General features: G+C 69.8%; 24 protein-coding genes. 8 read left to right on the forward strand and 16 right to left on the reverse strand.

Annotated elements, in window-relative coordinates; genetic code table 11:
• Nucleotides 1-116: 116 nt before the first annotated feature.
• From qcrB to ctaE, 4 genes are read right to left on the reverse strand one after another with little or no spacing between them, the layout of a single operon-like run.
• Nucleotides 117-1,742 carry a cytochrome bc1 complex cytochrome b subunit gene (qcrB, locus tag OHT61_RS08880; protein WP_329036610.1) on the reverse strand — a complete coding sequence of 542 codons (1,626 nt, stop codon included), beginning with the start codon at nt 1,740-1,742 and terminating at the stop codon, nt 117-119.
• Complete coding sequence (qcrA, locus tag OHT61_RS08885; RefSeq protein WP_329036612.1) at nt 1,739-2,791, reverse strand: cytochrome bc1 complex Rieske iron-sulfur subunit; 1,053 nt, start codon at nt 2,789-2,791, stop codon at nt 1,739-1,741. Before qcrA ends, qcrB begins: the two co-directional genes overlap by 4 nt.
• Nucleotides 2,788-3,597, reverse strand: coding sequence for a cytochrome bc1 complex diheme cytochrome c subunit (gene qcrC, locus OHT61_RS08890; protein WP_329036614.1), 810 nt, complete (start codon nt 3,595-3,597; stop codon nt 2,788-2,790). Before qcrC ends, qcrA begins: the two co-directional genes overlap by 4 nt.
• A 55-nt stretch (nt 3,598-3,652) precedes the next feature.
• Nucleotides 3,653-4,273, reverse strand: a complete 621-nt coding sequence (gene ctaE, locus OHT61_RS08895) for an aa3-type cytochrome oxidase subunit III (protein ID WP_327119360.1) — start codon at nt 4,271-4,273, stop codon at nt 3,653-3,655.
• Nucleotides 4,274-4,460: 187 nt separating this feature from the next.
• Between ctaE and OHT61_RS08900 the strand changes: the two genes are divergently transcribed.
• Complete coding sequence (locus OHT61_RS08900) at nt 4,461-4,862, forward strand: hypothetical protein (protein WP_329036616.1); 402 nt, start codon at nt 4,461-4,463, stop codon at nt 4,860-4,862.
• Nucleotides 4,863-4,939: 77 nt separating this feature from the next.
• On the opposite strand, the gene OHT61_RS08905 is transcribed toward OHT61_RS08900, so the two are convergent.
• From OHT61_RS08905 to ctaC, 4 genes are all read right to left on the reverse strand, one after another.
• Nucleotides 4,940-6,193 (reverse strand): L,D-transpeptidase, encoded by a 1,254-nt coding sequence (locus OHT61_RS08905; RefSeq protein ID WP_329036618.1) that lies wholly within the window; start codon nt 6,191-6,193, stop codon nt 4,940-4,942.
• Nucleotides 6,194-6,318: 125 nt separating this feature from the next.
• Nucleotides 6,319-6,717 carry a cytochrome c oxidase subunit 4 gene (locus OHT61_RS08910; protein ID WP_329036619.1) on the reverse strand — a complete coding sequence of 133 codons (399 nt, stop codon included), beginning with the start codon at nt 6,715-6,717 and terminating at the stop codon, nt 6,319-6,321.
• Nucleotides 6,714-8,450 (reverse strand): aa3-type cytochrome oxidase subunit I, encoded by a 1,737-nt coding sequence (gene ctaD, locus OHT61_RS08915; protein ID WP_329036621.1) that lies wholly within the window; start codon nt 8,448-8,450, stop codon nt 6,714-6,716. The genes OHT61_RS08910 and ctaD overlap by 4 nt, the downstream gene beginning before the upstream one ends.
• The gene (gene ctaC, locus OHT61_RS08920; RefSeq protein WP_329036622.1) at nt 8,447-9,415 is read right to left on the reverse strand and encodes an aa3-type cytochrome oxidase subunit II; all 969 of its coding nucleotides are present in this window, start codon (nt 9,413-9,415) and stop codon (nt 8,447-8,449) included. The genes ctaD and ctaC overlap by 4 nt, the downstream gene beginning before the upstream one ends.
• 271 nt (nt 9,416-9,686) lie before the next feature.
• On the opposite strand from ctaC, the gene OHT61_RS08925 reads away from it, so the two are divergent.
• Nucleotides 9,687-11,069: a cysteine desulfurase/sulfurtransferase TusA family protein gene (locus OHT61_RS08925; RefSeq protein ID WP_329036625.1), complete on the forward strand. Its 1,383-nt coding sequence runs from the start codon at nt 9,687-9,689 to the stop codon at nt 11,067-11,069.
• 19 nt (nt 11,070-11,088) lie between these two features.
• Here the strand turns inward: OHT61_RS08925 and OHT61_RS08930 are convergent, their stop codons facing one another.
• Nucleotides 11,089-12,063, reverse strand: a complete 975-nt coding sequence (locus OHT61_RS08930) for a carbohydrate kinase family protein (protein WP_329036627.1) — start codon at nt 12,061-12,063, stop codon at nt 11,089-11,091.
• A gap of 160 nt (nt 12,064-12,223) precedes the next feature.
• Here OHT61_RS08930 and OHT61_RS08935 point away from each other — a divergent pair, with 160 nt between their 5' ends.
• Entirely contained in the window at nt 12,224-12,421 is a 198-nt protein-coding gene (locus tag OHT61_RS08935; RefSeq protein WP_329036629.1) for a hypothetical protein, read from the forward strand.
• A 144-nt stretch (nt 12,422-12,565) separates the two neighbouring features.
• On the forward strand, nt 12,566-14,020 hold the full coding sequence (locus OHT61_RS08940) for a hypothetical protein (protein ID WP_329036630.1): 1,455 nt from the start codon (nt 12,566-12,568) through the stop codon (nt 14,018-14,020).
• A gap of 102 nt (nt 14,021-14,122) precedes the next feature.
• Here the strand turns inward: OHT61_RS08940 and OHT61_RS08945 are convergent, their stop codons facing one another.
• Nucleotides 14,123-14,479 carry a HesB/IscA family protein gene (locus OHT61_RS08945; RefSeq protein ID WP_327119342.1) on the reverse strand — a complete coding sequence of 119 codons (357 nt, stop codon included), beginning with the start codon at nt 14,477-14,479 and terminating at the stop codon, nt 14,123-14,125.
• Between the two features lie 218 nt (nt 14,480-14,697).
• On the opposite strand from OHT61_RS08945, the gene nadA reads away from it, so the two are divergent.
• Entirely contained in the window at nt 14,698-15,885 is a 1,188-nt protein-coding gene (nadA, locus tag OHT61_RS08950) for a quinolinate synthase NadA (RefSeq protein ID WP_329036633.1), read from the forward strand.
• Between the two features lie 135 nt (nt 15,886-16,020).
• Here nadA and OHT61_RS08955 read toward each other — a convergent pair whose 3' ends face one another.
• The 5 genes from OHT61_RS08955 to OHT61_RS08975 all read right to left on the reverse strand — a co-directional run bounded on the left by OHT61_RS08955 (nt 16,021) and on the right by OHT61_RS08975 (nt 22,703).
• Complete coding sequence (locus OHT61_RS08955) at nt 16,021-19,176, reverse strand: efflux RND transporter permease subunit (protein ID WP_329036634.1); 3,156 nt, start codon at nt 19,174-19,176, stop codon at nt 16,021-16,023.
• A gap of 288 nt (nt 19,177-19,464) precedes the next feature.
• On the reverse strand, nt 19,465-20,157 hold the full coding sequence (locus tag OHT61_RS08960; RefSeq protein ID WP_329036636.1) for a response regulator transcription factor: 693 nt from the start codon (nt 20,155-20,157) through the stop codon (nt 19,465-19,467).
• Nucleotides 20,154-21,422, reverse strand: a complete 1,269-nt coding sequence (locus tag OHT61_RS08965; RefSeq protein WP_329036638.1) for a histidine kinase — start codon at nt 21,420-21,422, stop codon at nt 20,154-20,156. Before OHT61_RS08965 ends, OHT61_RS08960 begins: the two co-directional genes overlap by 4 nt.
• Before the next feature lie 209 nt (nt 21,423-21,631).
• Complete coding sequence (pspAA, locus tag OHT61_RS08970) at nt 21,632-21,910, reverse strand: PspA-associated protein PspAA (protein ID WP_329036640.1); 279 nt, start codon at nt 21,908-21,910, stop codon at nt 21,632-21,634.
• Between the two features lie 10 nt (nt 21,911-21,920).
• Nucleotides 21,921-22,703 (reverse strand): PspA/IM30 family protein, encoded by a 783-nt coding sequence (locus OHT61_RS08975; protein ID WP_329036642.1) that lies wholly within the window; start codon nt 22,701-22,703, stop codon nt 21,921-21,923.
• Between the two features lie 297 nt (nt 22,704-23,000).
• On the opposite strand from OHT61_RS08975, the gene OHT61_RS08980 reads away from it, so the two are divergent.
• The 3 genes from OHT61_RS08980 (at nt 23,001) to OHT61_RS08990 (ending at nt 25,542) form a co-directional block, all read left to right on the forward strand.
• On the forward strand, nt 23,001-23,600 hold the full coding sequence (locus OHT61_RS08980; RefSeq protein WP_329036644.1) for a DUF3043 domain-containing protein: 600 nt from the start codon (nt 23,001-23,003) through the stop codon (nt 23,598-23,600).
• Between the two features lie 26 nt (nt 23,601-23,626).
• Nucleotides 23,627-24,394: a class I SAM-dependent methyltransferase gene (locus tag OHT61_RS08985; protein WP_443049380.1), complete on the forward strand. Its 768-nt coding sequence runs from the start codon at nt 23,627-23,629 to the stop codon at nt 24,392-24,394.
• Between the two features lie 74 nt (nt 24,395-24,468).
• A complete protein-coding gene (locus OHT61_RS08990; RefSeq protein WP_329036646.1) occupies nt 24,469-25,542 on the forward strand; it encodes a S1C family serine protease in 1,074 nt (357 codons plus the stop codon).
• An 89-nt stretch (nt 25,543-25,631) separates the two neighbouring features.
• Here OHT61_RS08990 and OHT61_RS08995 read toward each other — a convergent pair whose 3' ends face one another.
• Nucleotides 25,632-25,835 carry a hypothetical protein gene (locus OHT61_RS08995; protein WP_329036649.1) on the reverse strand — a complete coding sequence of 68 codons (204 nt, stop codon included), beginning with the start codon at nt 25,833-25,835 and terminating at the stop codon, nt 25,632-25,634.
• Nucleotides 25,836-25,915 lie beyond the last annotated feature (80 nt).

Genomic DNA, 25,915 nt, shown 5'->3' on the forward strand with positions numbered 1-25,915 from the left:
TCCTGGGAGTCCACAGCCGGTACAAGGATGTCTCCCACCCTATCCAGCCCGGAGGCAGCGAAGAGCCCCGTCCACCGGATGGACGGGGCTCTCGCTGTGGCGTTCAGCTGAGGTGATCAGTGGTGGCCGTGGCCGCTCGTGATCTCCTTGTACTCCTCGGCGGTGGGCTTGGCGATCTGACTGTCCTCACCGAAGTAGCCCTTGCTGAGGCTCGCCCGCACCTTCTGCAGTACGGACGGCTTGCGCTCGACGCCGTTCTCGTCGACCGTCGGGCCGATCTCGACCGGCTTGTACTGCTCATGCGCGGTGAGCGTGTGCAGCTGCCCCGGGCCGAGCGGCTCGTGGATCTCGACGAACTCACCGTGCGGCAGGCGCTTGATGGTGCCGGACTCGCGCCCGTGCAGCACCTTCTCCTTGTCGCGTCGCTGGAGGCCGAGGCAGATCCGCTTCGTGACGATGAACGCCAGGACCGGGCCGACGAAGAAGGCGATCCGGACGAACCAGCTGATCGAGTTCAGCGACAGGTGGAAGTGGGTCGCCCAGATGTCGTTGCCGCCGCCGATGAGCATGACGAAGTAGATCGTCACCCAGGCGACACCGATCGCGGTGCGGACCGGGGCGTTGCGCGGCTTGTCCAGGATGTGGTGCTCGCGCTTGTCCCCGGTGATCCAGGACTCGATGAACGGGTACATCGCGAGCGCCCCGAGGACGACACCGAACAGGACCAGCGGGATGAGCACGCCCAGGACCAGCGTGTGGCCCCAGAGGTTGATCTCCCAGCCGGGCATCACACGGACGAAGCCCTCGGCGAATCCCATGTACCAGTCCGGCTGGGCGCCCGTGGACACCTGGTCGGGGCGGTACGGGCCGAGCGCCCAGATCGGGTTGATCGAGGCGATGGCCGCGAGGATCGCGATGAAGCCGAAGACCAGGAAGAAGAAGCCTCCGGCCTTGGCCATGTACACCGGCAGCAGGGGCATGCCGACGACGTTCTTGTTCGTGCGGCCGGGGCCGGCGAACTGGGTGTGCTTGTGGAAGAACACCAGGATGAGGTGGCCGACCACGAGCCCGAGCATGATGCCGGGCAGCAGCAGGATGTGGATCGAGTAGAACCTCGCGATGATGTCCGTGCCGGGGAACTCCCCGCCGAACAGGAACATCGAGATGTACGTACCGACGATCGGCATCGACAGGATGGCGCCCTGCGTGAAGCGCACACCCGTACCGGAGAGCAGGTCGTCCGGGAGCGAGTAACCGGTGAACCCGGTGAACATGCCGAGGACGAAGAGCAGGAAGCCGAACAGCCAGTTGATCTCGCGCGGCTTGCGGTACGCGCCGGTGAAGAACACCCGGAACATGTGCACGAACATGCCGGCGAGGAAGATCACCGCTGCCCAGTGGTGGATCTGCCGGACCAGCAGGCCGCCGCGGACGTCGAAGCTGATGTCCAGCGTCGAGGCGTAGGCCTCGGACATCCGGATGCCCTGCATCGGCTCGTACGAGCCGTGGTACACGACCTCGTTCATGCTCGGGTGGAAGAACAGCGTCAGGTACACACCCGTGAGGATGATGATGATGAAGCTGTAGAGGCAGATCTCGCCGAGCATGAAGGACCAGTGGTCCGGGAAGATCTTGCGCATGTTGGCCTTGGCCAGGCCGTAGATGCCGAGCCGGCCGTCCGCCCAGTCGGCCACCCGCTCGCCGGCGGGCGCCTTGCGCTGTGTTTCCGTCGCAGTACTCATCCGCGCTCCCAGAAGGCAGGACCGACGGGCTCTTCGAAGTCACCGAGCGCTTCGAGGTTGCCCTCGCTGTTCACGCCGATCCGCAGCTGCGGGAGGGCGTGACCGGCCGGACCGAAGATGACGCGGGCGCCGTCGGAGAGGTCGAAGGTGGACTGGTGGCACGGGCAGAGCACGTGGTGCGTCTGCTGCTCGTACAGGCTGATCGGGCAGCCGACGTGGGTGCAGATCTTGGAGAAGGCCACGATTCCCTCGTGGGCCCACTCGCGCTCCCGCTTGTCCTTGATGTTGTCCGGCTCGATGCGGATGATCATCAGGGCGGCCTTGGCGATCTGCGTCTGGAAGTCGTGCGCGTCCTCCTCCAGGCCCTCGGGCATGGCGAAGGTGAGCGAACCGACCACGACGTCCTCGGGACGCAGCGGCTCCATCGTGTTCATGTTGACGAGCAGCTTGCCCTTGGCCCACAGGGTGTTGCGGAGCTTCTTCTCCGGAAGCGGACCGAGGTCGCGCAGCAGCACCACACCGGAGAGCGGCACCAGGGCCAGCGCGCCGAACATGGTGTTGCGGATCAGCTTGCGCCGTCCCAGCGCGGACTCCTCGGCACCGGCCGCGAAGTCCGCCATGACCTTGGCCTTGACCTCGGGCGTGGCCTCGATGGCGTGCCGGTCGTCGGCGACCTCGACGTCGGACATCAGGGTGCGCGCCCAGTGGACGGCGCCCGCGCCGATGAGGAACAGCGCCAGGCCGAGCGTCAGCCCCAGGGAGAAGTTGAGCACGCTCACGTGGCCGAAGGGCCAGATGAACACGATCTTGTCGACCGGGAAGATGACGTAGCTGGCGATGAAGCCGACCGTCGCCAGCATGGACAGCGTGAACATGAACGCGACGGTGCGCTCGGAGCGCTTCGCGGCACGTTCGTCGATGTCCTGGATGCGCGGCCGGTGTGCCGGCAGCCCCGGGTCGGCGAACGGGTCGTCCGCGACCGCTACCGCGCCGTGCGCGGTGTCCTGCCCTGCAGGCAGGCCCTCTTCTGAAATCTCTTGGCTACTCATGACTTCTTGGCCTTAGCGGTGTGGGCCGCGACCCAGACGGCGATGGCGACCAGTCCGCCCAGTCCGAAGATCCAGCCGAAGAGACCCTCACTCACGGGACCGAGGCCACCGAGCGAGAGCCCGCCGGGGCTCGCGGAGTCGCCACCGTTCACGGTCTTGATGTACGCGATGATGTCTTTCTTCTCCTGCTCCGGCATGGTGCTGTCCGGGAAGGAGGGCATGCTCTGCGGGCCGGTCTGCATGGCCTCGTAGATGTGCTTCGGGCTCACGCCTTCCAGGCTGGGGGCGTACTTGCCGTGTGTCAGCGCGCCGCCCTCGCCGGTGAAGTTGTGGCACTGCGCGCAGTTGGTGCGGAACAGGTCCCCGCCCTTGGCCACGTCGGCGCCCGAGGGGTCGACCTGGCTCTTGGTGGGCGTGATCGGACCGGCGCCCAGCGACGAGATGTACGCCGCGAGCTGGTCGATCTCGGCCTGGTTGTAGATGACCTTCTTCTTCGGCACCTGGGCGCCCGGCTGCTGGGCCGGCATGCGTCCGGTGGCGACCTGGAAGTCGACGGCGGCGGAGCCGACGCCCACGAGGGACGGTCCGTCGGTGGTGCCCTGACCGCCGGCCCCGTGGCAGCTGGCACAGCCCACGGAATAGAGCTTCTTGCCCTCGTCGATGGCGAGGGACTGGGCGGTGTCGTCGGCCTGCGCCTTACCCGCAGGCGCGAACGCGGCGTACAGCCCCCCGGTGGCCGCCAGCGCGAGGAGTAGTACGACGACCGCCGCCAGCGGATGGCGTCGTCGTGCGGAGAGCTTTTTCACGGATTACCCCGGTGTCAGGATCTTCTGCGTCGATGATGGGTGGGCGCGAGCCCGGTTACTTGATCATGTAGATCGTGGCGAACAGGCCGATCCACACGACGTCGACGAAGTGCCAGTAGTAGGACACGACGATGGCGGCGGTGGCCTGTTCGTGGGTGAATCTCGAGGCCGCGTATGTCCTGCCCAGGACGAGCAGGAAGGCGATGAGGCCGCCTGTCACATGCAGACCGTGGAAGCCGGTCGTCAGGTAGAACACCGAACCGTACGGGTCGGAGGACAGGGAGAGTCCGTCCTTCTTGACCAGCTCGGTGTACTCGAAGACCTGGCCGCCGATGAAGATCGCGCCCATCACGAACGTGATCATGAACCAGGTGCGGAGCTTCTTCACATCGCCGCGCTCCGCGGCGAAGACGCCGAGCTGGCAGGTGAGGGAGGAAAGCACCAGGATCGTGGTGTTCGTCGCCGAGAACGGGAAGTTCAGATGGTCGGCCATCTCCTTCCAGTGATCGGGTCCCAGCACCGATCGCAGGGTGAAGTACATCGCGAAGAGGGCCGCGAAGAACATCAGCTCGGAACTCAACCAGATGATGGTTCCGACGCTGGTGAGGTTCGGCCGATTGACCGACGGGTGCGCGTGCCCGGTTTCTACTGTCGTTGCTGTCGCCACGACCGACATTATGTCGGTCGCTTATCCCGCCCTCACTCCGGGGGGTGCCGTTCGGTGTGTCAGCGGCGTGTGTCCTCACCGAACGGCCCATCGAATCGCTGTCTTTACCGGTGCTGACACGCTGTCGGCCGGAGTACGATCCGCCCATCGGTTCATGCCCACAGAGCCCCGAAGACACAGACGTCACGGAGGAACAATGCAGCCGACCGCCACGGTCCTGGTCTACAGCGACGACGCCAACACGCGTGAGCAGGTGAGGCTGGCAGCCGGGCGCAGGCCCGCGGCGGACGTGCCGCCGGTGGAGTTCCTGGAGTGCGCCACCCTGCCCGCCGTGCTGAGCGCGCTCGACAAGGGCGGGATCGACGTCTGCGTACTGGACGGGGAGACCGCGCCCGCGGGCGGCATGGGCGTCTGCAGGCAGATCAAGGACGAGATCTTCGACTGCCCGCCGGTGCTGCTGCTGATCGGGCGCCCGCAGGACGCCTGGCTGGCCACCTGGAGCCGTGCCGACGCCGCTGTGACGCTTCCGGTGGACCCGGTCGGCTTCGCGGACGCCCTGGCGTCCGTGCTGCGGCACAGGCTGTCCGTAGGGGCCTGAAGGGCGCGGCGCGGCGGAGGGGCCCCGATCCCCTCCGCGGTGTCCTCCCGGGGCGCGAAGGCGCACTCCCGGCCTGGTCAGACCTGGGGGCGCAGGCGCGCGGTCTGCACGTCGGTACCGGCGTCCGGCGTACCGCTGCGCAGTGCACTGCCCTTCTGCCAGGCGTCCCAGTCCAGGTTCCAGTCGCCGAAGCCGTTGTCGAACGGCGTCATGGTCTCGCCCTCGCTGCCGACGACCTTGACCACGTCGCCCTCGCGGACCGTGTCGAAGAACCATTCGGCGTTGGCCGTGCTCATGCCGGTGCAGCCGTGGCTGACGTTGGCGCTGCCCTGGGAGCCCGTGGACCAGGGCGCGGCGTGGACGTACTCGCCGCTCCAGGTCACCCGTGTCGCCCAGTAGACCGGCAGGTCGTAGGACTCCGAGGAGCCGGCGGCGATGCCGATGCTCTCACCGCGCATGCGTACGAACTGCTCCTTGGCCAGCACGACCTTGACGCCGTTGCGCGTGTCGAAGCCGGGCTTGCCCGTGGTGACCGGGATGGTGTTGATCACTTCACCGTTGCGCAGGACCGTCATCGAGTGGTCCGACGCGTCGGTGATGGCTTCTATCCGGTCGCCGGTCTTGAGTTTCAGGGCCTTGGCGTCACCGCCGTACAGGGCGTTGCCCACCTTTATGCCCTTGAGGTTGCTGCGCAGGTCGATGGTGGCGTTGGCCGGCCAGTACTCCTGGGGGCGGTAGTGCAGGGTCTTGTCGTCGACCCAGTACCAGGAGCCGGTGACGGCGGGCGCGGACCGGACCTGCAGCCCCCGCTCGACGGTGGCGCGGCCCGCCCGGTCGGCGACCGGAGCGCTGAGTTCCGCTGTGAGGGGCTGTCCGACCCCGTAGGTGCCCGCCTGCGGGCCGAAGGTGACCTTCAGGAACTTCTTGGCCGAGGTCGTGCCGAACGTGTACGTACGGCTGCCGGGGGCGCCGTCGTCGTTCTCGGTGGAGACCTTGACGGTGTATCGGGTCCCGGCGGCGAGCGAGGTGGTGGAGTGCCACCGCTTGCCGTCGGCGTCGAGCTCACCCGCCAGATGGCGGCCCTCGGTGTCGACGGCCGTCACGTCCGTGATGGTCACGTCGTCGTCCTTGACGGTGAATTCGAGGGGCTTGTCGGGGTCGGCCTTCTTGTTGCCGGAGGGGCCGTTGAAGGAGACGTGGTCGGCTGCGTCGTAGGGCCTCAGGGACAGTTGATGCCCGTCAGGCTCTCCACAGGCGGTCGCACCCGCTACCAGGGCGACGACCAGCAGGGTGCAGCTCACTACGGTGCGGATGCGCGGCGTGTGGTTCATGAACCCACGCTAAGAAGATTCATCCGATCCAGCGCGTTCAGTGACTGCAAACGGGGGCCCGGTCCGCTCATTGCTGAGCGGACCGGGCCCCCGTACGGGTACTGCGTGCCCTTCGGCGGCGTGTCCTACTGGGTGCGGTTCTCGCCCCGGTAGTACTCGAACACCCAGCCGAACAGGCCGATCAGGAGCAGCGGCGCCGCGAAGTAGGCGAGCCACCAGCCGAAGACGACGCCCATGAAGAGGAAGGCGCCTCCGATGGCCAGCGAGAGCGGCTGCCAGCTGTGCGGCGAGAAGAAGCCCACCTCACCGGCCTCGTCCGCGACGTCGGCCTCCTTGTTGTCCTGCGCCATCGCGTCGACCCGGCTGGCCGTGAAGGCCAGGTAGAAGCCGATCATGAGGGTCAGGCCGAAGGACAGGACCAGCGCGGTGGTGCCGACCGGCTCCTTGGACCACACGCCGTACGTGACGGCCATGGCCAGCATGAAGAGGCTCAGCCAGAGGAAGAGCTTGCCCTGGATCTTCACTTGCCGTCCTCCTTGCCGCCGACGAGGACCTTGTCACCCTCGGAGAGGTGGTCCAGCTGCTCCAGCGCCGCGATCTCCGGGTGGTGGAGGTCGAACGCCGGGGATTCGGAACGGATCCGCGGCAGGCTGACGAAGTTGTGCCGCGGGGGCGGGCAGGACGTCGCCCATTCGAGCGAACGGCCGTAGCCCCAGGGGTCGTCGACCTCGACCTTCTTGCCGTACTTGGCGGTCTTCCAGATGTTGTAGAAGAACGGCAGCATCGACAGACCGAGCACGAACGAGGAGATCGTCGAGATCGTGTTCAGGGCGGTGAAGCCGTCGGCCGCGAGGTAGTCCGCGTACCGGCGGGGCATGCCCTCGGCGCCGAGCCAGTGCTGCACCAGGAAGGTGCCGTGGAAGCCGGTGAACAGCGTCCAGAAGGTCATCTTCCCGAGCCGCTCGTCCAGCATCTTGCCGGTGAACTTCGGCCACCAGAAGTGGAACCCGGCGAACATCGCGAAGACCACGGTGCCGAAGACGACGTAGTGGAAGTGCGCGACGACGAAGTACGAGTCGGAGATGTGGAAGTCCAGCGGCGGCGACGCCAGGATCACACCGGTCAGACCACCGAAGGCGAAGGTGATCAGGAAGCCGACGGACCAGAGCATCGGTGTCTCGAAGGACAACGACCCCTTCCACATCGTGCCGATCCAGTTGAAGAACTTCACACCGGTCGGTACCGCGATGAGGAATGTCATGAAGGAGAAGAACGGCAACAGCACACCGCCCGTGACGTACATGTGGTGGGCCCACACCGTCACGGAAAGACCGGCGATGGCGATCGTCGCGCTGATCAGACCGACATAACCGAACATCGGCTTGCGGCTGAATACCGGGATGATCTCCGAAATGATTCCGAAGAACGGCAGAGCGATGATGTACACCTCTGGATGGCCGAAGAACCAGAAGAGGTGTTGCCACAGCAATGCGCCACCGTTCGACGCATCGAAGATATGTGCGCCGAATTTACGGTCGACCTCCAGCGCGAAGAGCGCGGCGGCCAGGACCGGGAAGGCCAGCAGGACCAGAACACCGGTCAGCAGGACGTTCCACACGAAGATCGGCATGCGGAACATCGTCATGCCGGGGGCGCGCATGCAGATGATCGTGGTGATGAAGTTGACCGAACCGAGGATCGTGCCGAACCCGGAGAAGGCCAGACCCATGATCCACATGTCGGCGCCAATGCCCGGCGAGCGGACCGCGTCCGACAGCGGGGAGTAGGCGAACCAGCCGAAGTCGGCGGCACCCTGCGGGGTGAGGAAGCCGGCCACCGCGATGAGCGAGCCGAAGAGGTACAGCCAGTACGCGAACATGTTCAGCCGCGGGAACGCCACGTCGGGCGCGCCGATCTGCAGCGGCATGATCCAGTTCGCGAATCCGGCGAACAGCGGCGTCGCGAACATCAGCAGCATGATCGTGCCGTGCATCGTGAACGCCTGGTTGAACTGCTCGTTCGACATGATCTGCGTACCGGGGCGGGCCAGCTCGGCGCGCATGAAGAGCGCCAGAAGGCCACCGATGACGAAGAACGCGAACGATGTGACCAGGTACATCGTGCCGATCGTCTTGTGGTCAGTGGTGGTCATCCACTTGACGACGACACTCCCCGGCTGCTTGCGCCGCACCGGCAGCTCGTCCTCGAACGAGTCGTCTGCTGCCGCGGCACCCTGGGATTCATTGAGGATGCTCACAGTTTGTTCGTCTCCGCATTCCTGGCCGGGTCCGTCTGCTCGATGCCTGCCGGCACGTAGCCCGTCTGACCCTTCTCCGCCAGCTCCTTGAGGTGCTGCTGGTAACGCTCGGGAGAGACGATCTTGACGTTGAAGAGCATCCGGGAGTGGTCGACGCCGCACAGCTCGGCGCACTTGCCCATGTAGGTGCCCTCCTTGTTCGGCGTGACCTCGAAGGAGTTGGTGTGGCCCGGAATGACGTCCTGCTTCATGAGGAACGGCACCACCCAGAAGGAGTGGATGACGTCACGCGAAGTCAGAACGAAGCGGACCTTCTCGCCCTTGGGCAGCCACAGGGTCGGACCCGGGTTGCCGTTCTGCGGGTTCCTCGTGCCGGGGACGCCCACGTCGTAGACGCCGCCGGCACCCTTCGGGAAGTCCTCACGGAACCTGTCGGGGATGGCGTCGAGTTCCTTGGGGACCTCGTTGCCGGCGGAGGGCTGGCCCTCCACCTTCTCGATGTAGTTGAAGCCCCAGCTCCACTGGTAGCCGACCACGTTGATCGTGTGGGCAGGCTTCGGGCTGAGCTCGAGGAGCTTCGATTCATCGCGCGCGGTGAAGTAGAACAGCACCGAGACGATGATCAGGGGAACCACTGTGTACAGCGCCTCGATAGGCATGTTGTACCTGGTCTGGTGCGGTACCTCCACCTTGGTCCTGCTACGCCGGTGGAAGATGACGCTCCACAGGATCAGCCCCCAGACAAGGACACCCGTGGCGAGCGCTGCCGCCCACGAGCCCTGCCAGAGGGAGAGGATCCGTGGGGCCTCTTCCGTTACCGGGGTGGGCATACCGAGGCGGGGGAAATCCTCCCAGTTGTATGAACAACCGGAGGCCGTCGCCAGGACCAGGCCCGCAGTCAGCACCTGCGGCAGCTTCCGCCGCATCGGGCGCCGCGACGAGCGGTCGGAGCCGTTGGGACTCACGTAGCGCCTTCCCGAGAGTCTCGCCCGCACGGTCGGCGCGCCCGTCTCACTTGGTCGGTCGCCGGCCCTGACGCGGGCAGGGGTTTGGATGTTTATGCGGACCAAACCCTACTGGACGCTATCTGGGGTCGCGCGGGGAGGGTGCCCAACGCGCCGCCCGACTCCCCGAAGGGGTGGAATCCGCGCGTCCGGCCACCATCTGACGCCCCCTCTTCCACCGCACGGGGAGCCCGTCACCTGGGGAAGCCCTCCCGCGGACTAGCGTGACGGCGTGCCCTACTTCGACGCGGCTTCCTCCGCTCCCCTGCATCCCGTCGCCCGCCAGGCCCTGCTTGCCTCCCTGGACGAGGGCTGGGCGGATCCCGCGCGGCTCTACCGCGAGGGGCGGCGCGCCGCGCTGCTGCTGGACGCGGCCCGGGAGACCGCCGCGGAGGCGGTCGGCTGCCGTCCGGACGAGCTCGTGTTCACCTCTTCGGGCACCCGGGCGGTGCACTCGGGAACGGCCGGAGCGCTTTCCGGCCGTCGGCGTGTCGGCCGCCATATGGTCCTCTCCGCCGTCGAGCACTCCTCGGTCCTGCACGCGGCGGCGTCCCTGGAGGCGGCCGGCGGTTCGTCCACCGAGGTGGCGGTGGACCGGACCGGGGCGGTGGACCCGGCGGAGTTCGGCAGGGCGCTGCGCGCGGACACCGCGCTGGCCTGCCTGCAGTCCGCCAACCACGAGGTAGGCACCGAGCAGCCGGTGGCTCGGACCGCCGAGATCTGCGCCGAGGCCGGTGTGCCGCTGCTGGTGGACGCCGCCCAGTCGCTGGGCTGGGGGCCGGTGGCCGGCCGCTGGTCGCTGCTGACCGCGAGCGCCCACAAGTGGGGCGGGCCGGCCGGTGTCGGGCTGCTCGCCGTGCGCAAGGGGGTCCGCTTCGCGCCCCAAGACCCCGTCGACGAAAGGGAGTCGGGCCGTGCCGCCGGCTTCGAGAACATCCCGGCGATCGTGGCGGCGGCGGCCTCGCTGCGGGCAGTGCGCGCGGAGGCGGCGGCGGAGGCGGTCCGGCTGCGCGCCCTGGTGGAGCGCGTCCGGGCGACGGTGCCCGGCCTGGTGCCCGACGTGGAGGTGGTCGGCGATCCGGAACGGCGGCTGCCGCACCTCGTCACCTTCTCCTGTCTCTATGTCGACGGGGAGACACTGCTCCACGAGCTGGATCGCGCCGGATTCTCCGTTTCATCCGGTTCGTCCTGCACGAGCAGCACACTGACGCCCAGCCACGTCCTCAAGGCGATGGGGGTGCTCACCGAGGGGAACGTGCGCGTGTCGCTGCCCGCCGGAACCACCGGGGACGAGGTCGACCGCTTCCTGGGCGTGCTCCCCGGCGTGGTGGCGGGGGTGCGGGCCAGGCTCGGCGCGCCCGCCGCACCGGCGCCCTCGCCGGGCACGCGGGCCTCACTCGTGGTCGACGCGCTGGGCCGGCGCTGCCCGATCCCGGTCATCGAACTCGCAAAGGTGATCGGAGAGGTACCCGTCGGCGGCACGGTGACGGTGCTCGCCGACGACGAGGCGGCCCGGCTCGACATCCCGGCCTGGTGCGAGATGCGCGAACAGGAGTACGTGGGAGAGGAGCCGGCGGACCGCGGCTCGGCCTATGTGGTCCGCCGGCTCCTCTGACACCCGGTCGGCGGAGCCCTCAGGAGAGGTGCTTGCGGACCTCGGAGGCGGCCTCGTCGCCGTAGGCCTTGGTGAAGCGGTCCATGAAGTGGGTGCGGCGCAGGGTGTACTCCTGGGTGCCGACCGTCTCGATGACCAGGGTCGCGAGCATGCAGCCGACCTGGGCGGCGCGCTCCAGGCTGACGCCCCAGGCGAGGCCCGAGAGGAAGCCGGCGCGGAACGCGTCGCCGACGCCGGTCGGGTCCACCTTGCGCTCCTCCTCGGCGCAGCCGACCTCGATGGGGTCGTGGCCGGCCCGCTCGATCCGGACGCCGCGGGCACCGAGGGTGGTGACGCGGTGGCCGACCCGGGCGAGGATCTCCTCGCCGGTCCAGCCGGTCTTGGACTCGATGAGCCCCTTCTCGTACTCGTTGGAGAAGAGGAAGGTCGCTCCGTCGACGAGGATGCGGATCTCCTCGCCGTCCATCCGGGCGATCTGCTGGGAGAAGTCGGCGGCGAACGGGATTCCCCGCGAGCGGCACTCCTCCGTGTGGCGGAGCATCGCCTCGGGGTCGTTGGCTCCGATGGAGACGAGGTCGAGGCCGCCGACGCGGTCGGCGACGCTCTTGAGCTCGATCAGCCGGGCCTCGCTCATCGCTCCTGTGTAGAAGGAGCCGATCTGGTTGTGGTCCGAGTCCGTCGTGCAGACGAAGCGCGCCGTGTGCAGGACCTCGGAGATGCGGATCGACTCGGTGTCGACACCGTGCCGGTCGAGCCAGGCGCGGTACTCCTCGAAGTCCGCCCCGGCGGAGCCGACCAGGATCGGCTGCGTGCCGAGCACACCCATGCCGAACGCGATGTTGGCGCCGACACCGCCGCGGCGCACGTCGAGGTTGTCGACCAGGAAGGAGAGCGAGACCGTGTGCAGCTGGTCGGCGACCAGCTGGTCCGCGAACCGGCCGGGGAAGGTCATGAGGTGGTCAGTGGCGATGGAGCCTGTGACTGCGATGCGCACGGGGAGGCTGCTCCTGCGGAAGGCGGGGGGAACGCGTGAGCGCACCCTCCGGGACGGCGTGACAGTTCACGCTACCCGGTGACGCCAGGGTGCCTGAAAGGGCAAAACTACCTGATAGTAGGTCTTTCTACCTGGGGCCCACCCTGCGTACGGTGCGTTTATGTCGAACACGATCGTTTCGCGCGAGTCCGAGATGAGCCTGGCGGAGCTGCGCGGTGACTGCGCGCGCATGGCACCGCACTGGGTCGTACCCGAGAGGACACCCGTGAAGCCGGTGGAACCCTCGCTCATCCACGGAGTCACGGTGCCGCCGTCCTCCGCCCGGCTGATCGACGGCATGTCCGACTACGGGGACTGATCCCGGCCGTGCGCGGCCCTCGGCGCGTCCGTGCGGAGCACCCGGTGGAACCGTGCGCTTCCCTGCCCCGTCCCACCGGTGTCCTCCGGCCCCGGAGGACGGAGGACGTGCCGGCGACGGCAAGGCAGCCGAAGGAGCGATCCGGTGAGCGACGGGCGACCAGAGAATGACGTGACCGGTAGCCGGCGGCGGCGTTCGCCGCTCGCCGTGACCACGGTGGCGGCGGCTGTGCTGCTGGCCGGAGGCGGAGCGGCGTACTGGGCCTCCAGCGCGTCGGGCCGGGGCGGGGCGGACGCCGGCCCGGCCGCCGCCGGTGACGCCGCTCCCCCGCTGCTGGCGCTGGACCACGCGGACGGCCCGACCGGACCGCCGCCGGGGATCGCGCCCGGTGAGCCGGACCCGCACGGCGGCGGGGTCGTCTACCGCGCCGCCGGCGAACTGCCCGACGGGCCCGCCTCGGCCGCGGTCCGGCGCGCCGGGGGCACCGTCACGGCCGCCGAGGTGGCGCGGCTGGCCGAGGCCCTCGGGGTACCGGGCGCGCCGCGTGCGGACGGCGACGCGTGGAGGGTCGGCAGCGACGGGGACGGGTCGGGACCGGTGCTGCGCGTCCTCAAGCAGGCGCCGGGCACCTGGACCTTCGCCCGCTACGCCTCGGGCGGGCCCGACGCCTGCGAGTCCGCGCGCACCTGCGCGAAGCGGGATTCCGCGCCGCGATCCGGCTCCCCGGTCGACGAGAAGGCCGCGAAAGCGGCGGCCGTCCCCGTACTGAAGGCCGTGGGGCAGGACGACGCCTCGCTCGACGCCCGGCAGGTGATGGGCTCGGTGCGGGTCGTGAACGCCGACCCGATGGTGGGCGGACTGCCGACGTTCGGCTGGTCGACCGGTATCCAGGTGGGCGCCACCGGCGAGGTCGTCGGAGGCACCGGGCACCTCAAGGGCCTGGAGAAGGCGGACAGCTATCCGGTGATCGGCGCGGACGAGGCGCTGGAGCAGCTCAACGCGGAGGGCCGCCGGTCCGCGAAGGGCGGCCCGGGTGACTGCGCCACCCCCGTGCCGCTGGAGGACGGCGCGGCCGCGTCCGCCTCCGCGCCGTCGGGCGACTGCGGTGCCCCGGGTGCGCCGGAGCCCGCCACCGCGGTGGTCGACAAGGCCGTGTTCGGCCTTTCCGCGCAGTACGCGGACGGGGAACAGATCCTCGTGCCCTCGTGGATCTTCTCCGTGCGGTCCGTCGATGGCGGCCCGGCACACACCGTGGTCCGCGTCGCGGTCCACCCGGACCACCTGGCCCCGCCGAGCAGCCCGCCCGCCCCGGAGCCCACGAAGGACCCCGGAGCCGGGGACAGGGCCATCACCTCGTACACCGCGGACGGCAGGACCCTGGAGGTCACCTTCTGGGGTGGCGTGTGCAGCACCTACACGGCACGTGCCACGGAGAGCGGCTCGGCGGTCCGGGTCACGGTCACCGAATCGCGGCGGGAGCCGGGGAAGGCCTGCGTCATGATCGCGAAGGAGCTGACCCGGAAGGTGACGCTGGACACACCGCTGGGTGAGCGCAACGTGGTCGACGCCGAATCGGGCGCGAGGGTGCCCCGCACCTGACACCGGGCGCACACATGACGGCGGCGGCGCCCCCCGGTCCGGGGGGCGCCGCCGTCGTACGTCTCGGACTTCGGCCGGGTCCTGCCGTGGCCGAATCGCGCTCTAGCTGAAGGAGTCGCCGCAGGCGCAGGAACCCGTCGCGTTCGGGTTGTCGATCGTGAAGCCCTGCTTCTCGATGGTGTCCACGAAGTCGACGGACGCGCCGCCCAGGTACGGGGCGCTCATCCGGTCGGTGACGACCTTGACGCCGCCGAAGTCCTTCACGACGTCGCCGTCGAGCGAGCGCTCGTCGAAGAAGAGCTGGTACCGCAGGCCCGAGCAGCCGCCGGGCTGGACGGCGACGCGCAGCGCCAGGTCGTCCCGGCCCTCCTGCTCCAGCAGGGTCTTGACCTTGGATGCGGCGGCGTCGGACAGGAGGATGCCGTCGCTCACGGTGGTGGTCTCGTCCGATACGGACATCTGCTTCTCTCCCGGGTTGTACGGACTGCTTGCCGACGGTCCAACCATCGGGGCCACGGATTCATTCCGGGCCGGGCGTGTCTGTTCCCTTCATGCTCGCACACCGCACCGGCGGGCGGATGCGTCACATCGACGCTATCGGCATCGTCAAGCTGACGCGAAGCGGTTATGATAGATAGCGTCAATTAGACGAAAAGGCGTTCCGCAGAAAAGAGAGGGTGCGTGTCGTGACCACCGCCCAGCCCCTGGATGTCCAGCCGACCCCGCTCGCCCTCCTGCTGCTCGGCCGCGAGGCCGACCCGCGGAGCGAGCGCGGGGTCGAGTGCCCCGGCGACCTGCCCTCACCGTCCGACCCGGACCTGGTGGAGCGGGCCCGCGCGGCCAAGGAGAAGCTCGGGGACAAGGTGTTCATCCTCGGCCACCACTACCAGCGCGACGAGGTCATCCAGTTCGCGGACGTCACCGGCGACTCCTTCAAGCTCGCCCGCGACGCCGCCGCCAGGCCCGACGCGGAGTACATCGTCTTCTGCGGCGTGCACTTCATGGCCGAGTCCGCGGACATCCTCACCGGCGACGACCAGAAGGTCGTGCTGCCCGACCTGGCGGCGGGCTGCTCGATGGCCGACATGGCCACCGCCGAGCAGGTCGCCGAGTGCTGGGACGTGCTGACCGAGGCGGGCGTCGCCGACGGGGTCGTGCCGGTCTCGTACATGAACTCGTCCGCCGACATCAAGGCCTTCACGGGCCGGCACGGCGGCACGATCTGCACCTCCTCGAACGCGAAGCGGGCGCTGGAGTGGGCCTTCGAGCAGGGCGACAAGGTGCTCTTCCTGCCGGACCAGCACCTGGGCCGCAACACCGCCGTGCGGGACATGGGGATGAGCCTGGAGGACTGCGTCCTCTACAACCCGCACAAGCCGAACGGCGGACTGACCGCCGAGCAGCTGCGCGACGCGAAGATGATCCTGTGGCGCGGGCACTGCTCGGTGCACGGCCGCTTCTCGGTGCAGTCCGTCGAGGACGTACGGGAGCGGATCCCGGGCGTCAACGTGCTGGTGCACCCGGAGTGCAAGCACGAGGTCGTGGCGGCCGCGGACTACGTGGGCTCGACGGAGTACATCATCAAGGCCCTGGAGGCAGCTCCGGCCGGTTCCAAGTGGGCCATCGGTACGGAACTGAACCTGGTGCAGCGGCTGGCGAACCGTTTCGCCGCCGAGGACAAGGAGATCGTCTTCCTCGACCGGACGGTCTGCTTCTGCTCGACGATGAACCGGATCGACCTGCCGCACCTGGTGTGGACCCTGGAGTCGCTGGCCGAGGGGAACCTGGTCAACCGCATCCAGGTCGACGAGGAGACCGAGAAGTTCGCGAAGCTGGCGCTGGAGCGGATGCTGGCGCTGCCGTAGGGCGCGTCGCGTGAACGGTGGAGCTGAACGCACCCGCCGGCGCGCACGAGAGGGCCCCTGGCACCGTCCGGACGGACGGTGCCAGGGGCCCTCTCCCTTCTGGTCGTGAACCGCTCCTCACGAAGCGGCGGCAGGTCAGGCCTTCGCGGGCTCCGGCTCCTCGGAGGAGACCTCCTCGGGCGCCTCCGCGGCCGGGGTGCCGGACGTCGCCTCGCGCCTGGCGGCCTTCTTCTTCGCGCGGCGCTCCTTGCGGAGCTCCACCACCGCGTAGAGCGTCGGCACCAGGAGCAGCGTCAGCAGCGTGGAGGTGATCAGACCACCGATCACCACGACCGCCAGGGGCTGGGAGATGAAGCCGCCCTCGCCGGTCACACCGAGCGCCATCGGGAGCAGCGCGAAGATCGTCGCCAGTGCCGTCATCAGGATCGGGCGCAGGCGGTGACGACCGCCCTCGACGACCGCCTCGACGACGCCCATGCCCTGCGACCTGTACTGGTTGATCAGGTCGATGAGCACGATCGCGTTGGTCACCACGATGCCGATCAGCATCAGCATGCCGATCATCGCCGGCACACCCATCGGGGTGCCCGTGAGGACCAGGAGGCCGATGGCTCCCGTCGCGGCGAACGGGATGGAGACCAGCAGGATCAGCGGCTGGATCAGCGACCGGAAGGTCGCCACCAGCAGCATGAAGACGATCGCGATGGCCGCCAGCATGGCCAGCCCCAGCTTCACGAAGGCGTCGCCCTGGTCCTGCGTGACACCGCCGATGGTCGCGGTGGCGCCCTCGGGGAGGTCCAGTTCGTCGATCCTGCTCTGGAGCGAGGCGCCGACCGCGCCGGTGTTGTCACCGGTCGGCTTGGCGGTGATCGTCGCCGCGCGCTGGCCGTCGATCCGGGTCATGGAGACCGGGCCGGGCACCAGTCGGACGTCGGCGATGTCGCCGAGCTTCACGGGGCCGAGGGGCAGCGCCTTCAGCTCGGCCATGGTGGTGGCCGGACGCGAGGACTTCACGACGATGTCGCGCTCGGCGTCATCCATGATCGCCTTGCCGGACGGGGTGCCCTGCACCGCGCCCGCGACCACCGCGCCCAGCGTGGTCTGGTCGAATCCGGCGTCCGCCGCCTTGTCGTTGGCCTTGACCGAGATGCGCGGCACGCTCTGCGCCAGGTCGCTCTGGACGTCGGTGACGTCCTTCAGCTTCGCGACCTCTCCCCGGACCGCTTCCGACGCCTTCCGCAGGACGTCCCCGTCGGCGGCCTTGACCACGACGCTCAGGTCCTGGCTGCCGAACCCGTCGCCCGCCGCGATCGTGGTGTCGCCGATCCCGTCGAGCTTGCCGAGGGCCTCGTCGATCCGCTCCTGCGTGGCCTCGAAGTCCGCCGAGTCCTTGAGGGTGATCTGGTAGGACGCCTGGTTGGCACCCGTACCGCCGCCGAAGGCCGCCATGAAGCCGGAGGAGCCGACGGTGACCTGGTAGTCCTCCACGCCCTTGTCGGCGGCGAGGACCTTCTCGACCTTCCGCGCGGCCTCGTCCGCCGCTTCCAGGCTGGTGCCGGGGGTCAGCTCCTGCTTGATGGAGAGGACCTCCTGCTCGCCCTGGTCGAAGAAGTTCGTCTTCAGCAGCGGCGCCATGCCGAAGGTGCCGAACAGGACCGCGAAGGCGATGAGGACGCTGGTGACGCGGCGCCGGGTGGCGAAGCGCAGGACGGGGACGTAGATCCGCTGGAGCCGGCTGGCGGCTTCCTTCTCCTCGGCCTTGCGGCGCGCCTCGTCCGGGTCCGCGTCGGTGCCCTTGGGGGGCCGCAGGAACCAGTACGAGAGGACCGGCACGACGGTCAGGGAGACCAGCAGCGAGGCCAGCAGCGCCGCCGTGACGGTGAGGGAGAACGAGCCGAAGAGCTGGCCGACCATGCCGCCGACCAGGCCGATCGGCAGGAAGACCGCCACGGTGGTGAGCGTGGACGCGGTGACCGCGCCGGCCACCTCCCGGACGGCGGCGATGATCGCCGGCTGCCGCTCCTCGCCGTAGCCGAGGTGCCGCTTGATGTTCTCCAGGACCACGATCGAGTCGTCGACGACGCGGCCGATCGCGATGGTCAGCGCCCCGAGCGTGAGCATGTTCAGCGACAGGTCACGGGTCCAGAGCACGATCAGCGCCAGGACCACGGACAGCGGGATGGAGACGGCGGTGACCAGCGTCGAGCGGATCGACGCGAGGAAGACGAGGATCACGACGACCGCGAAGACCAGGCCGAGCCCGCCCTCCGTGGTGAGACCGGAGATCGCCTTGGAGACGGCGGGCCCCTGGTCGGACACGACGGTCAGCTCGGCGGACGCGCCGAGGTCCTTGCGCAGGTCCGGGAGCTTGTCCTGGACGGCGTCGGAGATGGCGACGGCGCTGCCGTCCTTGTCCATCGTCGCCATGACGGCGAGGCTGGGCTTGCCGTTCGTCCGGGTGATGGAGACCGCGGTGGCGGGCTCCTGCGTCACCGTGGCGATGTCGCCGACACGGACGGCCTTGCCGCCCTTGCCCGCGCCCTCGGCGGCCGGCGGGATCCTCAGGTCCTGGATCTGCTGGAGCGAGGAGAAGGCACCGCCGACCTGGATGGTGCGGCTCTTGCCCGACTCGGAGAAGGAACCGGCCGGGACGGTGGCGCCGCCCGCCTGGAGGGCCTGGGCCAGCGAGCCGGCGTTCAGACCGGCCGCGGCGAGCTTCCGGTCGTCGGGGACGACGGAGACCTGGAGGTCCTGCACGCCGTCGACCGTCACCTGGCCCACGCCGTCGATGTCCTCGAGCGCCGGGACGACCGTGCGGTCCAGCTGGTCGGCCAGCGCCTGCTGGTCCTTGTCGGAGGTGACCGCGAGGACGACGGTGGGGATGTCGTCGGTCGAGCCCGCGACGACCTGCGGGTCCACCGCGTCGGGCAGCTGGGCGCGGGCGCGGTTCACGGCCTGCTGGATGTCGGCGACGAGCTGCTTCGTGCCCTCGTCACCGAAGTCGAACGTCGCCATGATGACGGCGTTGCCCTCGCTGGCGGTCGAGGTGATGCCCTCGACGCCGTCGACGGCCTTGATGGAGTTCTCGAGGGGCTCGACGACCTGCTTCTCGACCACGTCGGGAGACGCACCCTGGTAGGGCGCCAGCACCGACACCATCGGGAGTTCGATGGTGGGCAGCAGCTGCTGCTTGAGCTGCGGGATCGCGATGGCTCCGAAGACGAGCGCGACGATCGAGATCAGCCCGATCAGGGCCCGTTGCGCGAGGCTGAATCTGGACAGCCAGGACATGGGTGGGTCTCTCTTCCGTGGCGTACGCGGCAGTGGGGCGGCTGTTCGGTGACGCGACAGCGGACACAGCAGGGACTCAGCCCGCCCACCTATACGATCGCCGCTCCCGCGCGCGAAGACGTCGGCCCCCGGGTTGCTTTCTTATCTCCCGCATACCGCGCCTGGAGTACGCCGTCTCCACCTTCCGCTCCACCCGGGAGCGGGCCCGTCTCCACCCGGGGCAGGCCCGGCACCACCGGGGAGCGGGCCGTCTCCTCCCCGCGCTCCCCCGGGTGCGTACCGGGCCGCTCACTCCGCCCGGGGGCGCACCAGACCCGACTCGTAGGCGATGACGACCAGTTGGGCCCGGTCGCGCGCGGACAGCTTGGCCATGGCCCGGTTCACGTGGGTCTTCACGGTGAGCGGGCTGACGGCGAGGCGTTCGGCGATCTGGTCGTTGGAGTGGCCTCCGGCGACCAGCACGAGCACCTCGCGCTCGCGCTGGGTGAGGGCGGCGAGGCGTTCGGTGTACTCCGCCGCGTCGGGCCCCTCGCCCGCGGTGCCGCCCTGGGCCAGGAACGTGGCGATGAGGCCCTTGGTCGCGGCCGGGGAGAGCAGCGCCTCGCCGGCCGCGGCGATGCGGATGGCGTTCAGCAGCTCGTCCGGCTCCGCGCCCTTGCCGAGGAAGCCCGAGGCACCGGCCCGCAGGGACTGCACCACGTAGTCGTCCACCTCGAAGGTGGTGAGCATGACGATCCGTACGCCCGCCAGGTCGGGGTCCGCGCTGATCATCCGGGTGGCGGTGAGGCCGTCGGTGCCCGGCATGCGGATGTCCATCAGCACGACGTCGGCGAGGGTCGAGCGGGCGAGCGAGACGGCCTCGGCACCGTCCGCGGCCTCGCCGACGACCCGCATGTCCGGCTCGGAGTCGACCAGCACCCGGAACGCGCTGCGCAGCAGGGCCTGGTCGTCGGCCAGCAGCACCTTGATGGGCGTCGTCATGCGGATCCCCCCGTCGTCTCCGCGGTGACCGGCCCCTCCGGCGCACGTGTGCGGGACGTGACGGGCAGGATCGCATGGACCCGGAATCCGCCTCCGTAACGGGGTCCGGCCGTCAGTGTGCCGCCGAGGGCGGTGACCCGCTCGCGCATGCCGATCAGGCCGTGGCCGCCGCCGTCGGAGGAGGACGCCGGGCGCGGTTCCGCGCCCCTTCCGTCGTCGAGGACGGTGATCTCCGCGGTCTCCCCGACCCGGACGACGCTGACCTCGGCCTTCGCGTCACCCCCCGCGTGCTTGCGCACGTTCGTCAGGGCCTCCTGGATGATCCGGTACGCGGCGAGGTCGGCGGCGGCGGGCAGCGGGCTGTCGCGGTCGGCGCAGGCCACCTCGACGGGCAGTCCCGCGTTGCGGAAGGTGTCGACCAGCGTGTCGAGGACCGCGAGCCCGGGTGCGGGTTCGGTGGGCGCCTCCGGGTCGCCGGACTGCCGCAGGAGCCCGACGGTGGCCCGGAGTTCGTTGAGCGCGGAGCGGCTGGCCTCGCGGACGTGGGCGAGCGCCTCCTTGGCCTGGTCGGGGCGCTTGTCCATGACGTGGGCGGCCACCCCGGCCTGCACGTTGACCAGGGCGATGTGGTGGGCCACGACGTCGTGCAGGTCGCGGGCGATCCGCAGGCGTTCCTCGGCGACCCTGCGGCGGGCCTCCTCCTCGCGGGTGCGTTCCGCGCGCTCGGCCCGCTCCCTGATCGCGCCGATGAACGCCCGCCTGCTGCGTACCGCGTCCCCGGCGGCGCCGGCCAGTCCGGTCCAGGCGAGGACGCCGAGGTTCTCCTGGCTGTACCAGGGGGTGCTGCCGACGACCATGGCGGCCACGGTCAGCACGCCCATGGTCAGCAGGCCGACCCGCCAGGTGGTGGGCCGGTCGGTGCGGGACGCGACGGTGAACAGGGCGATGACCGTGCTCATCACGACGGGGGCGGGCGGGTCCATCAGGACGAACTCGACGGCGGACAGCAGGCCCGTCGCGGCGAGCACGGCCATGGGCCTGCGCCGGCGCATCACCAGCGCCCCGGCGGCCAGCGTCATCAGCAGCACACTGGACGGTTCCGGGGTGCGGGCGCCGAAGATGGGTTCGTGGCCCGGGTTCGGCTCGGCGAACGACGCGCAGATCATGCAGGCCAGCACGGCCGCGGCCAGTCCCCGGTCGAAGGCGAGGGGATGGCCGCGAAGCCAGCGGCGGGGCCGCACGAAGCCGGTTCCGAGGGTGGTCACGTCGAGCAACGGTACGGCGTGTCGCCGACGCCGTGGTCCGTTCCGTGCGAGGGCGCCGTCACAGCACCGGGGACGGACCCGCCGGGCGCCGTCACAGCGCCGGGAACGGGCCCGCCGCGTGGAGGGGCGCTCCGGCAGCACGCCGCCCCGCTCCGGAGGGACCGGAGCGGGGCGGCGTGAGGAGTGCGGTGGGGAGGGACCCGGGCCGTTCAGCCGGGGATGAGCCCGTCGTCGCGGAGCATGGAGCGCACCTCTTCGAGGGTGGCGTCGGGTGCCGGAAGGATCAGTTCGGACGGCTCCAGGGAGTCGTCGGGGAGCGGCGAGCCGAGCTCGCGCACCTTGTCCAGGAGCGCGTGGAGCGTGGTCCGGAAGCCCGGTCCGTCACCGCTCTCCATCTCCGCGAGGAGTATGTCGTCGAGCTCGTTCAGCTCGGCGATGTGACTGTCGGCCAGGCTGACCTGGCCCTCCCCCATGATCCGTACGATCATGACGCCGCCCTCACTGCTTGTCGAACTTGTGCGGGGACTGCTGCGACTGCGGTGCCGCGTCCTGCGTGCCGCCCTCGATGGCCTGCTGCTGTCCGGCGGAGCCGCCGGCCAGCTCGGCCTTCATGCGCTGGAGCTCCAGCTCCACGTCCGAACCACCGGAGATCCGGTCCAGCTCGGCGGCGATGTCGTCCTTCGCCGTGCCGGACGGGTCGTCGAGCGCGCCCGAGGCCAGCAGTTCGTCGATGGCCCCGGCCCGCGCCTGGAGCTGCTGGGTCTTGTCCTCGGCCCGCTGGATCGCGAGGCCGACGTCGCCCATCTCCTCGGAGATGCCCGAGAAGGCCTCGCCGATCCGGGTCTGGGCCTGGGCGGCGGTGTAGGTGGCCTTGATGGTCTCCTTCTTCGTGCGGAAGGCGTCGACCTTGGCCTGGAGCCGCTGGGCCGCGAGAGTGAGCTTCTCCTCCTCGCCCTGCAGCGTCTGGTGCTGCGTCTCCAGGTCGGAGACCTGCTGCTGGAGAGCGGCGCGCCGGGACAGCGCCTCGCGGGCCAGGTCCTCGCGACCGAGCGCGAGCGCCTTGCGGCCCTGGTCCTCCAGCTTGGACGACTGGCCCTGCAGCTGGTTCAGCTGCAGCTCCAGCCGCTTGCGCGAGGTCGCCACGTCGGCGACACCGCGGCGCACCTTCTGCAGCAGTTCGAGCTGCTTCTGGTACGAGTAATCGAGGGTCTCGCGCGGATCCTCGGCCCGGTCAAGGGCCTTGTTTGCCTTCGCGCGGAAGATCATTCCCATACGCTTCATGACACCGCTCATGGGCTTCGCGCGCCCCCTTCTGACGGACTGAGCTCCAGCACTCCAACAGAACCCACAGTACGGGCCCTGTCTCCATTACCGCACTGTTCGAGCACGGATGTGCTCCTCCCCAAGGACGACTGCGGCCGGTGGACGCTCCCGCCCAGGGAGTAGACGAAGATCAGGGAAAGTCGCGGCACCCGTCCGTTCTGCCCCCGTCACGCCGCTTTTCTGGACGCGGGCCGTTGCCGGATCGTTCCCGGCCGGTCCCCGGTTGTCGCGGGCGACCCCTTACCCTTGGGTTTTGTGTTCCGTAGCCGTTCCAAGGAAGAGAAGGCCCCCACCGACAAGGTGACGGCGGACCTCTCCAAGCAGCCCCGCGACCCCCAGGCTCCCAAAGGTCGCCCCACCCCCCGGCGCAGCGACGCCCAGACGCAGCGTCGGCGTGCCTCCAGTGGTGCGCCGGCGGACCGCAAGGAGGCCGCCAAGCGCCAGCGCGAAGCACGCCGCTCCGACATGGCCCGGCAGCGCGAGGCGCTCGCCTCGGGCGACGAGCGCTACCTGCCGGCACGCGACAAGGGCCCGGTGCGGCGCTACGTCCGTGACTTCGTGGACTCGCGCTTCTGCATCGCGGAGTGGTTCCTGCCGCTCGCGGTGATCATCCTGATCCTCAGCGTGATCCAGGTGCAGAACATCCAGAACATCTCGCTGCTGCTCTGGCTCGGCGTGATCGTGCTGATCGTCGTCGACTCCGTCGGCCTCGGCTTCCGGCTCAAGAAGCAGCTCGCGCAGCGCTTCCCGGACACCCCGAAGCGCGGCGCGGTGGCCTACGGGCTGATGCGCACGCTGCAGATGCGCCGTCTTCGTCTGCCGAAGCCGCAGGTCAAGCGGGGAGAGCGGCCCTGAGCACGGAGACCTCCGGCTTCACGGGGGTGTCGTCCCAGTGGCTGGACGGGCTCGGTGGACTGCGCAACACGGTCCGCCAGGAGCTCGTCGCCCGGCAGCTCGACGAGCAGATAGCCGGGCGCTTCCCCGTGGGGCAGCGGCTGCGGGTGCTGGACGTCGGCATGGGCCAGGGCACCCAGGCCCTGCGCCTCGCGCGGGCCGGCCACTCCGTGACGGGCCTCGAGTCCGACCCCGAGATGCTGCGGTCCGCGCGGGAGTCCCTCGCGGGCGAGCCCGAGGGCATCCGGGAGCGGATGCGCCTCATCGAGGGCGACGGCCGTGACACCGGGGTGCACTTCCTGCCCGGCAGTTTCGACGTGGTCCTCTGCCACGGCGTGCTGATGTACGTCCCCGAGCCCGATCCCATGCTGGCCGGCCTGGCCCGGATGCTGGCGCCCGGCGGCCTCCTGTCGCTGCTCGTGCGCAACGCGGACGCCCTGGCGATGCGGCCCGGGACCGCGGGCGACTTCGGCGCGGCGCTCGCGGCGTTCGACTCGGACACCTACACGAACAGGCTCGGCCTCGACGTCCGGGCCGACCGGCTCGGGACGCTGCGGGACACGCTCGCCGGCATCGCGGCGCCGCTGCACGCCTGGTACGGCGTGCGCGTCTTCACGGACAACGCGGACAACGCGGCGGAGCTGCCCGGCCCCGAGGAGCTGGCGCGGGTGTTCGCCGCCGAGGACCGCGCGGGGCGCACCGACCCCTACCGCGGGATCGCCGCCCTGCTGCACCTGTGCGGGGTACGCGGCTGAACCGCGCCCGGGCGTACGCCTGATCGGCCCACCAGCGCAGGGCACCGGCTCCGTGGCCCGGCGATACTCCGGGCATGGACGCATCGCCGTACCGAAGCCGTGTACGCCGCTTCCTCGTGCCGTCGGCCGCCGCCGTGTGCGCGGCCGTCCTGGCGGGGGGCTGTTCGGGGCCCGGCCCCGCACCGGCTGCGGCTCCGGCGCGGCAGGGGGTGGTGTCGCGGGCGGCCGGTGACCTCGAGGACCAGTACCAGGCGGTCATCAAGGACGTGCTGCCCTCCGTGGTGCAGATCGCCGCCGGGGACGGGCTCGGATCGGGCATCGTCTACGACGACAAGGGCCACATCGTCACGAACGCGCACGTCGTGGGCAGCGAGAAGACCTTCGACGTCAGCGTCGCGACCGGTGAGAAGGAGCTGAAGGCCACGCTGGTCTCCTCCTATCCGGAGCAGGACCTGGCGGTCGTCAAGCTCGACAACGTGCCCGAGGGGCTGCGCGCCGCGCGTTTCGGTGACACCGACACCGTCGAGGTGGGGCAGATCGTCCTGGCGATGGGTTCCCCGCTCGGGCTGTCCAGCAGCGTCACCCAGGGCATCGTCTCGGCCGTGGGCCGGACCGTCAGCGAGAGCGCGTCCGGCGGCGGCACGGGGGCGACGCTCGTCGACATGGTGCAGACGTCGGCGGCCATCAACCCCGGCAACAGCGGCGGCGCGCTGGTCAACCTCGACAGCGAGGTGATCGGCATCCCGACGCTCGCGGCAACCGATCCCCAGCTGGGCGAGGGCGCGGCACCGGGGATCGGTTTCGCGATCCCCGTCTCCATGGTCCGCACGGTCGCCGACCAGATCATCGAGTCGGGCAAGGTCACCGACTCGGGCCGGGCGGCGCTGAACATCACGGGCCGCACGGTCGTCGACGACGAGTACCGGCCGGCGGGCGTCGCGATCGTCAGCGTCCAGAAGGGCGGCGCGGCCGCCGGTGCGGGTCTGCGCGTCGGGGACGTCATCACCCGGATCGGCGACGACCGGGTCACCACCATCACCTCGCTCTCGGAGGCGCTGGCGGACGACGAGCCCGGCGAGAAGGTCACCGTGGCGTACACCCGGGGGGACGCGAAGAAGACGGTCCAGGTCACCCTGGGCGAGATCTAGGGTCCTGCGGCCGGGACCGCGGGGCCCGTCCGGCGCCGGGAACCGGTGGTGCCCCGCCCGGACACCGGGTCCGGGCGGGTCCGGGAGCCTCAGTCGGCCTGGAGACTCATGGGTCCGTAGATCTTCGTCGCGTCCTCGAAGAGCGTCACCTGGTGCGCACCGCCTTCCAGGAGTTCCTTCCAGAACTCACCGATCCAGGACTCCGCGTCGCCCTGCGTCGTGAACTCCTCCGGCTGCAGCGCCGGCTCCGTCTCCGTACCGTCGGACTTCTCGAACCGCCACGTCCACGCCATGTCCGCCTCCTGGGTCACGTTGCTCCCCGAAGACTAGTGGGTGTGCCGGGCGCGCAGGTGCTTCACGGACACGGGAGGAT

The organism is Streptomyces sp. NBC_00178 (assembly GCF_036206005.1).
In the GTDB taxonomy this organism is placed as follows: domain Bacteria; phylum Actinomycetota; class Actinomycetes; order Streptomycetales; family Streptomycetaceae; genus Streptomyces.

Coding starts and splice junctions, on each gene's coding strand:
- qcrB (WP_329036610.1), bottom strand. CDS start 1,742: ATGAGTACTGCGACGGAAACACAGCGCAAGGCGCCCGCCGGCGAGCGG.
- qcrA (WP_329036612.1), bottom strand. CDS start 2,791: ATGAGTAGCCAAGAGATTTCAGAAGAGGGCCTGCCTGCAGGGCAGGAC.
- ctaE (WP_327119360.1), bottom strand. CDS start 4,273: ATGTCGGTCGTGGCGACAGCAACGACAGTAGAAACCGGGCACGCGCAC.
- OHT61_RS08900 (WP_329036616.1), top strand. CDS start 4,461: ATGCAGCCGACCGCCACGGTCCTGGTCTACAGCGACGACGCCAACACG.
- OHT61_RS08905 (WP_329036618.1), bottom strand. CDS start 6,193: ATGAACCACACGCCGCGCATCCGCACCGTAGTGAGCTGCACCCTGCTG.
- OHT61_RS08935 (WP_329036629.1), top strand. CDS start 12,224: ATGTCGAACACGATCGTTTCGCGCGAGTCCGAGATGAGCCTGGCGGAG.
- OHT61_RS08945 (WP_327119342.1), bottom strand. CDS start 14,479: ATGTCCGTATCGGACGAGACCACCACCGTGAGCGACGGCATCCTCCTG.
- OHT61_RS08955 (WP_329036634.1), bottom strand. CDS start 19,176: ATGTCCTGGCTGTCCAGATTCAGCCTCGCGCAACGGGCCCTGATCGGG.
- OHT61_RS08960 (WP_329036636.1), bottom strand. CDS start 20,157: ATGACGACGCCCATCAAGGTGCTGCTGGCCGACGACCAGGCCCTGCTG.
- pspAA (WP_329036640.1), bottom strand. CDS start 21,910: ATGATCGTACGGATCATGGGGGAGGGCCAGGTCAGCCTGGCCGACAGT.
- OHT61_RS08975 (WP_329036642.1), bottom strand. CDS start 22,703: ATGAAGCGTATGGGAATGATCTTCCGCGCGAAGGCAAACAAGGCCCTT.
- OHT61_RS08990 (WP_329036646.1), top strand. CDS start 24,469: ATGGACGCATCGCCGTACCGAAGCCGTGTACGCCGCTTCCTCGTGCCG.
- OHT61_RS08995 (WP_329036649.1), bottom strand. CDS start 25,835: ATGGCGTGGACGTGGCGGTTCGAGAAGTCCGACGGTACGGAGACGGAG.